Annotated in this window: 10 protein-coding genes; 6 read left to right on the plus strand and 4 right to left on the minus strand. The window is 57.2% G+C overall.

All coding sequences use genetic code 11. From position 1 onward, the window contains the following. Positions 1-1,259: 1,259 nt before the first annotated feature. From UM93_RS12365 to UM93_RS17205, 6 genes are all read left to right on the plus strand, one after another. On the plus strand, positions 1,260-2,078 hold the full coding sequence (locus tag UM93_RS12365; protein ID WP_157874142.1) for a S1 family peptidase: 819 nt from the start codon (positions 1,260-1,262) through the stop codon (positions 2,076-2,078). Positions 2,079-2,119: 41 nt separating this feature from the next. Continuing rightward, a complete protein-coding gene (locus tag UM93_RS12370) occupies positions 2,120-4,201 on the plus strand; it encodes a M60 family metallopeptidase (protein WP_045075882.1) in 2,082 nt (693 codons plus the stop codon). 310 nt (positions 4,202-4,511) lie between these two features. After that, positions 4,512-4,991 carry a hypothetical protein gene (locus tag UM93_RS12375; protein ID WP_234399304.1) on the plus strand — a complete coding sequence of 160 codons (480 nt, stop codon included), beginning with the start codon at positions 4,512-4,514 and terminating at the stop codon, positions 4,989-4,991. A 50-nt stretch (positions 4,992-5,041) separates the two neighbouring features. After that, on the plus strand, positions 5,042-5,497 hold the full coding sequence (locus UM93_RS12380) for a hypothetical protein (protein WP_157874143.1): 456 nt from the start codon (positions 5,042-5,044) through the stop codon (positions 5,495-5,497). A gap of 312 nt (positions 5,498-5,809) precedes the next feature. Next, positions 5,810-6,466, plus strand: coding sequence for a hypothetical protein (locus UM93_RS12385; RefSeq protein ID WP_045075885.1), 657 nt, complete (start codon positions 5,810-5,812; stop codon positions 6,464-6,466). An 85-nt stretch (positions 6,467-6,551) separates the two neighbouring features. Further along, entirely contained in the window at positions 6,552-6,959 is a 408-nt protein-coding gene (locus tag UM93_RS17205) for a cysteine hydrolase family protein (protein WP_199921747.1), read from the plus strand. A 67-nt stretch (positions 6,960-7,026) separates the two neighbouring features. Here the strand turns inward: UM93_RS17205 and UM93_RS12395 are convergent, their stop codons facing one another. The 4 genes from UM93_RS12395 to acs form a co-directional block, all read right to left on the minus strand. Beyond that, positions 7,027-7,524, minus strand: coding sequence for a CoA-binding protein (locus UM93_RS12395; protein ID WP_045075886.1), 498 nt, complete (start codon positions 7,522-7,524; stop codon positions 7,027-7,029). Further along, positions 7,521-8,921: an O-acetylhomoserine aminocarboxypropyltransferase/cysteine synthase family protein gene (locus UM93_RS12400; RefSeq protein ID WP_045075887.1), complete on the minus strand. Its 1,401-nt coding sequence runs from the start codon at positions 8,919-8,921 to the stop codon at positions 7,521-7,523. Before UM93_RS12400 ends, UM93_RS12395 begins: the two co-directional genes overlap by 4 nt. Continuing rightward, positions 8,921-10,099, minus strand: coding sequence for a dimethylsulfone monooxygenase SfnG (gene sfnG / locus UM93_RS12405; RefSeq protein ID WP_045075888.1), 1,179 nt, complete (start codon positions 10,097-10,099; stop codon positions 8,921-8,923). The genes UM93_RS12400 and sfnG overlap by 1 nt, the downstream gene beginning before the upstream one ends. A gap of 162 nt (positions 10,100-10,261) precedes the next feature. After that, a complete protein-coding gene (gene acs / locus UM93_RS12410; protein WP_045075889.1) occupies positions 10,262-12,223 on the minus strand; it encodes an acetate--CoA ligase in 1,962 nt (653 codons plus the stop codon). Positions 12,224-12,483: the final 260 nt, after the last annotated feature.

Consider the following 12,483-nt stretch of genomic DNA (forward strand, 5'->3'; position numbering starts at 1 on the left):
TTGCTCGGCAGAAGCCCCAACCAGCGCAAGTTGGTTGGGGCTTTGTTTTGCCCGTTTGTACCACCGCGTTCGTGCTGCTTGCTTCCGCCCGGCGGATCATAGGCTACGACCTACCCCGCCGGATAGGTTTGGCGTTCAAGCCGCTGAGACCCCGCAAGGTCGTACTCGAGCCTTCGCAGTCGAAGACTATCGAAATCTCGTAAATCTGGGAGGTGATAGCCGGGTACCAGTTGCCGATAGATGCGAGAAGCATGAATTCACCTCTAAAGACGCATTAAAGATCCTATCTTTAACGCAGGAGCGGGTTGCAATTAAATACCAAGGCCCGCCAGGGATCCTGCGTCCAGCCAGCCAACTCAGCAAGGCCAATCAGAGCGTTCGAACTAGACGCAGCCAGCCCCGCCTTCGACAGGCGTCATCCACGCCACGAAAAGCTCGCCCCGCTTCACGAGAACAGGAATTTCAAATTCTATAATTTTCAGCTACTTTAAAATCAAAAATTTTCGCTACTGAAGCGAAAATGATAAATCGCGAAATAAGGCAACAAAAAACCCCATCCGAGCTACCCCAGTATCAGCAAAACTAACCAGAAAAATTCTCGTCCCACACGCTCAGGAGTGGATGAATTTATGCGGAGCCCTCCCACCGAAGGGGTGTTGACGGGAGGGCTCACTGCAGGCAACGACACTGCAGCAATCCCGGACATTTTGGGGATTATCAGGGACTGACGCAGCCAACCGAAGTTAGCAGTGCCACATTCGCAGATGGCACTAAATAATTCAAGTTTGCTTTCCCCATGGAAGCACTCGTAACAATACCAGGATCCCTCGGTGTATCTTTCAGGTGCGCCGAAATGATATTTTTCGGAGACCTGGGATAATCTGCCAAATCAGACCCGAGCGCCAAATTCCCCCCTCCAAAGCGAGTCTCACTTCCCCGGACTAGCCTGAAAAAGGAAGCAAAAGAATAATCCACGTAACGGAATAAGCCACCTCAAAAGTCACCAGATTCAGAATGCCCTGACAGCCTGCGGGCAATCTCCACAAGCCGTCATCTGAGCGTCTCCGAATGTTCATGTAACTTAGTTTTTTTCTGTGTTCAAGCTGTGTTTTGATTATGGCTGGTTCTGAATCATCAGATGTTTCGCTTTTGAAATAGTCGGTGTGTTCAGAGCAATGGCGCTGAACACACCGATCTTTCCGGGCGCGATGAGGACCAATCTGTTCCTTTCACCCCTAGAGATTGAGGATGTGTTTTTAGTGAAAAATACCCCACGACTTATCGCAGTGCGCTTGCTGAGCGTACTGGCCCTGTTGTTCGTTGCGGGCGCCTTTAGTGCCCCGGCAGCAAACGCCGCATTGGGGATAGCTCCGAGCCCGCGCATCATTGGGGGACAACAGAACAACAACCCTTGGGTCATCCAGCTAGGCAACATCACCGAGCGGACAGCCACTGGTGTGCGTCTTAGTCTTTGCACCGGCGAAGCACTTAACGATCATTGGGTGCTCACCGCCAAGCATTGCGTTGCCGCTGTCGGTGGCGGCACGGCCGCGGCAGCAGATCTTTTCTCCGTTCGCGTAAATGGCGTGGCCACTAATAGCACCGCGGATCGCCAAAATTCGCGTAATTGGGTTTATGCCGACCGGGTACAGACCTGGGCCGATGGAGACCTCGCACTGATCCATTTCGCCGCCTCGACCGGGTTGGCTAACTACCCAACCATTGCAGCTGCCTACGATCCGACCGAAAACGACGCGGGAGTTGTTCAGGGCTATGGCTTGCGTTCGGAATGCAATCAAACTCAAGCCGACTGGCTCTACCGGGCAAACATTTCCGTTCTGGGGGTCTCGGCCGATGCCGAGGGTGCAGACGCTGTGCACGTCCAGGGCGTGAACGGGATTGCGAACCACGGTGACTCCGGCGGCCCACTAACCCTCGGAAACAACAATCAAATCGTCGGGGTGGCCTCAACCATCGATGGAGTAAATTGCCCCTCCAATATTCACGGCGGCGCGAACTACACCAACGTGACCCTAGCTGCCCCGAGCGCCTGGATCGCCAACACCATCCGCGGCTAACCACCCCGCTAACCACGCCTTATCTTGATTGGAGAAACCTCGTGTTAAATAAGTATCTTGACAGCAGCGCCAGGGGCCTTGCAGCCCTGGTGGCCGCTGCCGTGCTGGCAAGCACCGGCTCACAACTGGCCATAGCACAACCAGGCATGCAGCCCAGTTCCATAGTGGGACAGACCGCTAATGACACTGCCGCAACCGACGCCGTAGCCAGGCTTGACGGCCCGCTGCTCAGCGTTTCCTCCGACGGAAAAACAAGCACCGTCCGGGTCGATGGCCGCGGGGACGCCAGATCCTCAAAAGTCACCGAAAATCGACAGATGAGCCATTCAAACCTGCAACCCACCGGTAGGTTCGTCAAGTCCGGCCAGCAACTGGCCATCACAGTGCCAGAGGATAGCCCCGCTCTCCAAGTAGGAATCGGTTTAGAGGGCCCCTACTCGGCATATAACGGCGGTGCGGCGGTCGGAGTGAAACTCGCCGAGTTGAAAGCCGGCGAACAGACCATTACCGCCGACCGCGACGGCATTGTCTTCCTGACGAACATCTCCACTACTGCCGGCGCCAAGGTCACGGTCTCTGGCGGCTCCAGGCTTCCGGTCTGGGTTCAGGGCGAATCGACTCAAGCCGGTTTCGAAGCCGACTTCAAGACACTCTCGGACGCTCCCTTCGCGACAGTCATCGGAGAGCACTACTTCGCTGACTTCCAGCGTCGGACAGTAGAGAAAGTCCAAGCGGATAAGAAGCTCAACCTGCAGAAAACCGTAGCTGAGCTGGATCAGGTCTGGGGCTGGACCAATGAGGTTTACGGTCTCTCCGAAAAAGCCGTCGGGACCGCTTATAAGACCCCGTCAAGGATCTACATCTCTAGCCCCGACAGTGGCGCAGGCCTGGCCTATGCGACCGAAGGAAAGCTCAGCTTCCAGGTAAGCACCGGCGCGGCAGCACGTTTACTTTCTGGTAACGGAACTTGGGCGATCTGGCATGAAACCGGACACACCTACCAAACTACACAGTACAAAGGTTCAAACTTGACGGAGGTGACGGTCAACATCTCCGCCTTGGCGATTCAGGGCAAGATTGACCCTCTCCATCCGCGAATGGATCAGGATGCTGAAGCCATTAAGAAATACCTCGGTCTCTCCGCCGTAGAGAAGGACTATACAGCGGCTTCTCAAATGGTCCAGTTAGGACTGTTTGACGGGCTTCGGCGTGCTTTCGGCCCCAACTTCTACCCCAGCTTGTCTCAGGCCTACCGAGTAGATAACGCTCTCGGGGTAAGTCAGCCGAAAGATGACGCTGAAAAGTGGAATTTGTTCGCGTTGAAAACCTCCAAGGTCGCTAACCGTGACCTCACCCCGTACTTCACCGCTTGGGGCATCGAACTCACCGACCAAACTAAGAACGCCTTGAAGGCCTACCCCGCGCTGAAGAATGAAATCTGGAAAAACGTTCTGGCCAAGGACACCGTGGTTGAAAACTCGGTCCCAACCTATGACGTACCTACCGGAAAGATCAGTTACACCGGCGGAACTGTCAGTCTGGGACAGACCAGCAGCGCTAATATCACTGTCTCGGCGCTGAGCACCATCGCCGGTGGCACCAGCAAAGTTGTCAGAACAGGAATTTTGACGACCAAGGTTGGCGTCAGGGCCGGAATAGCATACGCCGTGATTGAGAACCCTAGCGGCGTCCAGGAAGTTATTTCCACACCGGTGGACGTCAATGCGGGCCAAGCACTTGAGTTCCACGGCTACGCCAGCTTATACCGCGGTTACCTGGCCCTCTCCGCAAACAGCGCCTTTTCGGCTTACGGCAACGCCTCACAAGCTAATGCCCTTTACCCCCACATCGAGTACTACACCGCCGAGCTACGTGGCGCGGACGGCAAGACGGTGTATCGGGCCAGCGTCAAGGGGGACGAGACGATCGCATCCCTGGTCGCCGCTTTCAATGGCAAGAGTTACAGCAACGGTCAATACCTCATCGTGACCAGTAAAGAACCGTCGCGAATCTACCGATACAACGACACCAACACCCCGATCAAGAACGCCTCAACAACCCAAATATTCAAGATCACCGACAACAAACTAGTGCCTGCAACCTCGGCACCCAGTAGTAACTAACAGCACAAACCATAGCGAGCCGGTGGAATCTTTTCCTCCGCTAGCGTCGCTCACGGAGGGGGCGGCCAGCAAGCTCAATCGCTAGCGCCACCCCCTCCCCCAAAAACGCACCAACCCCGTAAACCTTCCTTCTAAGGAGTAAATCGTGCGGCCACCTATTCGCTATATCTCAGTGATTGCCCTCGCAGCTGGACTGGGTCTTGCCACAGCAGTCTCAGCTTCCACTGCTTCAGCAGCCCCGCCCCCAGGCAATAGCACCCATTTTGTCGACGGGCTCAGCAACCTGCCCTGCGATGGGGTAATTTACCCAGTGCTCGAGTCAAAGAATTCCTACGAAGAGTCGGCCGGAACGACGCAGAATTTACCCGTCGGGCTTGAGACTACCCTCAAGGTCGCGAATAAAAAGACAACCACCAATCAGGTCCAAGTTGTCAAGATGAGCGGAGTTCAGTTCACCCTCGAGTGGGCGCCCAAGTTCGCGGACACGGCTAATGGCAAGGCATCGCTTGTTGTCACCCACCAAACCACCACTACGTACACCAACGGTTCAAGCGTGGATTTCTCGCAGGAGAATTCGATCAAAATCAAGCCAAAGTCAAAAGGCCTGAGCGCCACACCAATTTTCATAAAAATGCAGGGCTGGGGCGCAACATATAAGTGCGAAACCGGGACTAGCAAAAAAGAACTGGTAGGAGACCCCAAATCGGTCAAGGTCGACTTAGTGCTTTCCGCAGGATGGAAGATCGAAAAAGATGGTCAACCCGCTAGCACAGGAGATTACTCACGATGAATCGAAGAAAATTAGGATCATTGTTCCTTCCCCTCGCCACTCTGTCTCTAGTGGTGACTGGTTTTGTGGTGGCTCCCGGAGCCGTAGCGGACGACGGAAAGACTGCAGTTATCCCGCAAGATGCCACGCACACGCTCCGCGGAAAAATTGACATGGTGGATTACACCGAGACCAACGGAAACCACACCAAATCGTCTTATTACCAGCCGCGAGAATGCACTATTAAATACACGACCCCGCCAAAATATGCTGAACCCCTGCCGAAGCCCGACCAGAATTGGATCAGCGTGCAGTGCCCACCTGGCCAGGGCTATAAGAAGGTCGATGTTTCATATAAATGGAGCTACGATCCGCAAACTAAGGGCGTAGTCTCTGAGACGAAGACTGACACCTTTCCTGCGGACGGGAAGCCGCACACCCTGAAGGTTCGATTCAGCCCCATGCACCCAGCGCCGACAGGATCGCTTGGCCTCAACACCAAGCTCGGTGTCACCCCGGTGTTCTAAATACTGGGAACAGCACCGCGACGGTGAGGCGTGGCTAATGCGGGCATCGCACTAGCAGCCAGGATGTCAGCCAGCTAGCTAGCTAAGCCCTGCTGACCCGACGGGTCGGCGGACAGAATCCAGCACAATTATGCTCACCCTCCGTTGGGGCCGATCCGAGTAAAAATCGGGTTGGCCCCAATGCGTGCTGGTCAGCAATCAGGAATGAACTTCGGGTGAATTTCCCTTTCGGCGAGGGAGTGTCCCTTGAGCCTCAGAGGACGGTTCGACAGAGTAAAAGTGACTGTCCCCAACAAACGAAAGAAGACTGTCATGGTGAGTGAATTGAATCAGCGGGCGGACTCTCTGGCTAAAGGGATCGACGTAGACCAAGCTCGGCACAATGACCTCGGCTCGGAGATGGATAGGGCCGAGGAGGCGCAGCCGCCCGCCGCCGACGTGGAATGTATCTTCCAGGTCTATTCCGCAATCGCCCAGTTAGCGACCGCCCGCCAAGTGACCGACGAAGCCACGCTGCGTTCGCTCAGAAAAGGTGCCAGCCAGGCCCTAGAGGCGGCGCGCGTCTCAGCAGAGATCGGTGCCAACCAAGCGTTGATAGTTTCCTCCGCTACCCGAGCGTGGATGGCTCACGCGGTACCCGCTGAGGCCAGCACCTGGCGAGTAGCAATGAACGGCTTTGCCGATAACGTGGAGACGGCGGGACCAAATTTTGAATTATCCGACTTACCGGGGGCAGTGTCCGCAGCTGCAATGGCGATTGCGGACCACTCCACACCCACAGCCGAAGCCCTCAGGATATTTTCCGGAGCGCTAGCGGAGGTGAACAGCGACGAATTCTCCCTCGGCGCTAATTGGAACGCCGCGATCGCCAGGTTAAAAGACGGCGCCACTGATGAGGTATTCCTCACCGTGGTTGAAGGGATCGGCAGCCTGCTCGAGCGGCGTGAAGTCGATCATTCCACCATTTGACGAAGCACGGCCTGGTCGAAAGTATTGAGAGTCGGGTGGAGGCTGTCGAGGTTTCCATCTGAGCCACCACTGAGAGGTCCGCACATTGCTAAAAGTTGATCCAGAGCCCATTCGCACCCCTACGACAGATTCACTGCTCACCCCGGAGAACTGTGTCGTTGCGATGATCGACTACCAAGAGGGCCAGTTTGCCACGGTCGGATCGACCAGCCGTGCGGAAATCGACCTGGGCGCAATCACGCTGGCAAAACTGGCTCATTCATATCAGCTTCCCACCGTGCTCTCTACCGTCGCCGTCGGGATGGGAGTGAACCGGCCAACCGTTCCTGAGATTGCCGGCGCACAGCCCATCACTTCACTCGCCTTGGGCTGTGAGCTAATGCGCAATTGGGCGCGGCCGGACGCCGATTTGTACCGGGTGATCATCAATGACTATTTCCGGCGTAAGCGGGCGGCCGGAATAGAAAGCGGGAATCTCTTCGCGCAGCGGTGACCAGGTTTCACGCCCGCTGATGCCTAACGTTCCAAACTCTCAGCAAGCCACTAGGGAGGCAGAGCGGCTAGGCGAGAAGTTGACGCTTACTGGAAATAACTCCGGTATTGAATCCGGCCAAACGCAATCCCCCGTGGAACCGGGCATGTTCGATCTTCACGCAACGATCCATCACCACCTTCAGGCCAGCGGCCTCAGCATCCCGGGCAACCTCCTCATGCCAGGAACCAAGTTGCAGCCAAATGGTTTTGGCTCCGACCGTCTTCGCCTCCTCCAGCACTGAGGGCAGGTCGTCGTACTTCCGGAACACCTCAACTAAATCCGGCGGCTCCGGAAGCTCCGCAAGCGAGGCGTAAACCGGCTGGCCCAGGATGGATTTAACCACCGGATTCACAAAATAGACCCGGTAATGGGTGGAGGCCAGCAAATAGGTGGCCACGAAGTAGCTGGCACGACTCGGCTTATCCGAGGCTCCAACAATGGCGATCACCCGAGTATCGCGAAGGATTTTCAATCGGCTGGCGGCGGAGGGTCCCAGCCACTTTCGTTCTTCAAGCGAACTCATTGATTCACCAATTCCTCTCCGCTGTCGCTGTTCCGTCGTGGATCAGCATTGGCCGACGCCGATGCCTCCGGGAGCGCGCAAGCAGCTGCCACTTCTGACTCAGCTTCGCCGCGCAATTGGCTGGCGGCGAGCGCTTGATCGAGGTCCCAAAGGATGTCCTCGATATCCTCCAAGCCCACCGATAGCCGGATCAGATCGACAGGCACTCCGGCGGCGGCAAGCTGCTCTTCCGAGAGCTGCTGGTGAGTAGTCGAAGCGGGGTGAAGCACCAGTGTGCGGGCGTCTCCGATATTGGCGAGGTGGCTTGCCAGCTGTAGGGCTTCAATAAATCGGGTGCCTGCCTCACGGCCGCCCTTAACTCCAAAGCTGAAAACCGATCCCACCCCTAGTGGCAGTAGCTCCCGTGCGCGTTCATACTGCGGATGGGATGGCAGACCGGCAAAATTCACATAACTCACCCGAGGATCCTGCGCTAACCATTCGGCCACCCGTTGCGCATTGGCTAGATGGTTATCCATCCGTTGCGGCAAGGTCTCCACTCCTTGCAATAACTGGAAAGCAGATTGCGCGGAGAGTGCCGGACCGATATCGCGTAGCTGTTCGGAGCGAAGTTTGGTCAGAAATCCGTACTCGCCGAAGTTGCCCCACCAGGAGACATTTCCGTAGCTGGGTACTGCTTCGGTCATCGAGGGGAACTTGCCATTCCCCCAATCGAAGGTTCCGCTCTCGACCACCACGCCTCCGAGGGTGGTGCCATGACCGCCGATGAATTTCGTCGCCGAATGAATCACGATATCCGCACCGTGTTCAATCGGCCGCAGTAAATAGGGTGGCGTGATGGTCGAGTCCACCACGAGCGGGATTCCTCGCTGATGTGCGGCCTCCGCAAGACCCGCTAGATCGGCAATGTCTCCCGAGGGATTCGCCACCACCTCGGTGTAAATCGCCTTGGTGTTCTCACGTACCGCGGCAGCGAAATCGGAGGCATCAGTGGAATCAACGAAGGTAGTCTCAATGCCGAAGCGCCGCAAGGTGACATCGAGTTGAGTAATCGTGCCGCCGTAAAGTTTCGCGGAGGCGACGATGTGATCTCCAGCTTGGGCGAGCGCAGCAAAGGTAATGAACTCTGCGGCCATCCCCGAAGACGTTGCGACTGCCCCAATGCCACCCTCTAGGGAGGCTATTCGTTCTTCAAAGGCGGCAACTGTGGGGTTGCCAATTCTGGAGTAGATATTGCCGTACTTCTGCAGGGCGAAGAGGTTGGCGGCATCATCAGTGTCCTTAAAAACAAATGACGTCGACTGATAGATGGGAACAGCCCGGGCACCGTGTTCAGCGTCGGGGGTGCCACCAGCGTGCAGCGCCCTGGTGCGAAACCCAAACTCCCGATCGGCCATTAGCGGCTAGCCTTAGCGAGGGTGGCCGTCGGCAGCAGTTCGGTATTCAGTTCAGTGCCGTTCTTGCGGGCCAGCTCGGCCTCAAGCTCTCGTACGATTGGCAGGACTTCGCGACCGAACGCCGCCAGTTCTTCTTGAAAATGCAGGTACCCGGTGAGGAAGAGATTGACGCCAATCTTTTTGTACTCAATGATTCGCTCAGCAATTTGCTCGGGGGTGCCAATCAGCTTGCTGCGGAAGCCGTCGTTGTACTGCACCAAGTCCTCGAAACTGGAATCTTCCCACATCCCCTTACCGTCTTTCGTCGACTGCCCCGCCTCTTTAACAGCGGCAGCGAAGCCTTCGACGGCGGGCCGGTGCGCCTTGGCAATGATTTCGCGCAGCGTCTCCTGAGCCTCCTTTTCGGTCTCGCGGGAAATCACAAAGCCGTTAAGACCAAATCGTGGCGGTGCCAGGGCAGCTCGTTGGGTGCGCGCTGAGGCGAGTACGCCAGCGATATTGTCTTTGAAACCTTCGAGGTCCCGACCATTGGAGAAATACCAGTCGGCGGCCCGGCCAGCGACTGCCTGGGCCGCAGTGGAGTTGCCGCCGAAGAAGATCTCCGGATGCGGCCGACTGCCAACGCTCACCGGCGCCGGGTTCAGCGTGAAATCATTGATGGTGTAGTATTTCCCACGCTGCGAATAGCCTTGCTCGGTCCAGAGTCCGCGAAGCACATCAATGAATTCGCCCGTGCGGACGTAGCGTTCGTCATGGTCCAGCCAATCCAGCCCGAAGTTAACAAATTCGTCTTTGAGCCACCCTGAAACAATGTTCACCGCAGCCCTGCCCTGGGAGAGATGGTCAGCGGTGATAATGAACTTGGCCAATACCCCCGGATGCCACATTCCCGGGTGCACCGCGGCGATCACCTTGAGACGCTCGGTCGCGCCGAGTAGCGCCAAGCTGAAGGAAGTAGCCTCGTGCTGTTTGTCCGCGCCATAGCTGGCCGCATAGCGGGTCTGGGTGAGGGCGTATTCAAAGCCTGAGTTTTCGGCGATCCGGGCCAGCTCTTTGTTGTAGTCGAATTCCCAGTTGGTGCGTTGCTCGATAGTAGAGACCACCAGGCCCCCCGAAACATTCGGCACCCAGTAGGCAAATTTGAGCGGACTACTGAAGTCAATGACGTGATCGGGCATGGCGGTCTCCGTTGCGATCAGAGCTGGTTATCTCATTGATTCTGCGGAGACAGTCTCTTGAGTGCAAATAATTTCGTCACATCACGTCAAATCAGCCCACATCCGAACATTATTCGGACATATTCGATGAATTTGGCTAGCTCGCCCGTCAGCCGTCGCCTGTCAGATATGGCTCCTGCCGCCTTCGAACTTTGCGGTTGACCCGGCTTTCAGGATGGCCTCAATCTGGGCAACGCAAGGCTCATTCTGCAGACTCGTCGTATCGCCGAGCTGATCGCCCTCGAAGAGCTGAGTCAGCAGCCTGCGCATAATCTTTCCGGAACGGGTTTTCGGCACATCGGGGACGAAGACGAAAGCTTTTGGCTTAGCAATCGCTCCAATCTCGCGCACGACCTGCTCCCGCAGCGCGGCGCTAAGCCGATAGTCGTCGGAAGCATCCGGCTTCAACACGACGAAGGCCACCACGGCATGCCCGGTCAAGGGATCGGGCACCGGACACACCCCGGCCTCAACAACCTGTGGGTGCGAGACCAAAGCCGATTCGATCTCGATAGTGGACAGCCGATGCCCGGAAACGTTAATCACGTCATCAGTGCGGCCGAGGACCCAAATGTCCCCATCCCGGTCAAACTTTGCGCCATCTCCACTCAGAAACCAGCCCTGCGCCGCGTATTGGCGCCAATAGGTGTCGAGGTAGCGTTGCGGGTCATTCCAGACGGTGCGTGCCATCGCCGGTCCGGCCTGGGTCACCACAAGATTCCCCTGCTCCCCGGACTGAACCCTCCGACCCTTCTCATCCACCACGTCGGTGGCCAGCCCGGGCAGCGCCCGGGTGGCGCAACCGGGCTTGAAGGAAGAATCACTTGGCCGCGGAGACATTATCGTGGCTCCAGTCTCGGACTGCCACCAGGTATCAACCATTGGCACGCCGCCAGCCACGTCACCACCGGAGTCTCGGCCTAGGTTCGCTCGCAGCCACCGCCAAGCTTCGGGATTGACCGCCTCCCCCACGGTGCCGAGGGTGTGGATACTGGAGAGATCCCAGCTGGCCGGCACACCGTCGGGAAACCAGCCCATCAGCGCACGAACCAGGGTGGGGGCCGTGTAGTAGCTGGTGACGCCGTAACGCTCGATAATCTCGAAGTGCCGCCCGGGGTGCGGGGTATTCGGGGTGCCCTCGAAGATCACCTGGCTGACTCCGTTGAGCAATGGCCCGTAGATTTCATAGCTGTGAGCGGTCACCCAGGCAAGATCAGCGGTACACCAGTGCACGTCTCGCTCGCGGCGGCGAGGATCGCGATGGGAGAACAAGAATTCGTGGCTCCAGGAGGCTTGAGTTAGATAACCACCGGTGCTGTGAACCAGGCCCTTGGGCTTGCCCGTAGTGCCAGAGGTGTACATGATGAACAGCGGCGTTTCAGCCTCGAAGACTTCCGCCTGGTGGCTGCTCGGCTGAGTTTCGACCAACTCATGCCACCAGAGATCGCGGCCCGCAGTCCAGGCGATGTCAGAGCCGGTTCGGCGAATCACCAGAACATGCTGCACCGCGTTATCGCCCGCAAGCGCACCGCCAGCCACCGCAGTATCGGCTTGCTGCTTTACCGGCACTGCCTCACCGCGACGAAATTGGCCATCAGTGGTGACCAGTAATTTCGCACCGGTGTCGGCGAGCCGGAATCGCAAAGCTTCAGCGGAAAACCCGCCAAAGACCAGTGAGTGAATGGCCCCGATCCTGGCGCAGGCCAAGGTGATGACGACGGTCTCCACAAGCACCGGCAGGTAAATCACCACCCGATCGCCCTTGCCTACTCCGAGTGTTTCAAGCGCATTCGCCGCCTGGGCGACCCTTCGGTGCAGGTCTTCGTAGCTGACAGCCTGCCGATCCCCTGGCTCGCCTTCGAAATACAGCGCCACCTTTTCACCGCGACCAGCGGCAACGTGTCGATCGACGCAGTTTACCGAGGCATTGAGGGTGCCGCCGCTGAACCACTCAATTTTCGGCGGCGCACCACTCTCCAGGTCTGCCGGCTGCCAGCTGTGCACGGTGTGCCAGGGCGTCGCCCAGTCCAGTCGACGCGCAGCCCGCTGCCAAAATTCGAGGTGTTCGAGGCTTGAGGCTGTCATGATCTCCCTAGGCGATGATTCGAGTGGAAGGGTTTTCCACCACTAGAACCCAATCGGACAGCCGCAAGCAAAGTGCCGCAGCGACAAACGTCACGGATCGTCACGCTCTCTTTACTCCATCGTCCTGGTAGCCCCTAGTCCAACTCACTCGCATGAATCATCTGGCTGTGGATAAGATACGGTCCCGCAAATCTAGCTAGTCAACTCCTACCCGACTGGTTTGGATGCGAGAGACTTAGACTCAGTTCCACGGCGCAAAG

Source organism: Psychromicrobium lacuslunae, assembly GCF_000950575.1.
Taxonomy (GTDB): Bacteria; Actinomycetota; Actinomycetes; order Actinomycetales; family Micrococcaceae; genus Renibacterium; species Renibacterium lacuslunae.

Excerpts from the sequence above, each read along its gene's own strand:
- sfnG (WP_045075888.1), bottom strand. The coding sequence starts at position 10,099 with ATGCCCGATCACGTCATTGACTTCAGTAGTCCGCTCAAATTTGCCTAC.
- acs (WP_045075889.1), bottom strand. The coding sequence starts at position 12,223 with ATGACAGCCTCAAGCCTCGAACACCTCGAATTTTGGCAGCGGGCTGCG.
- UM93_RS12385 (WP_045075885.1), top strand. The coding sequence starts at position 5,810 with ATGGTGAGTGAATTGAATCAGCGGGCGGACTCTCTGGCTAAAGGGATC.
- UM93_RS12400 (WP_045075887.1), bottom strand. The coding sequence starts at position 8,921 with ATGGCCGATCGGGAGTTTGGGTTTCGCACCAGGGCGCTGCACGCTGGT.
- UM93_RS12395 (WP_045075886.1), bottom strand. The coding sequence starts at position 7,524 with ATGAGTTCGCTTGAAGAACGAAAGTGGCTGGGACCCTCCGCCGCCAGC.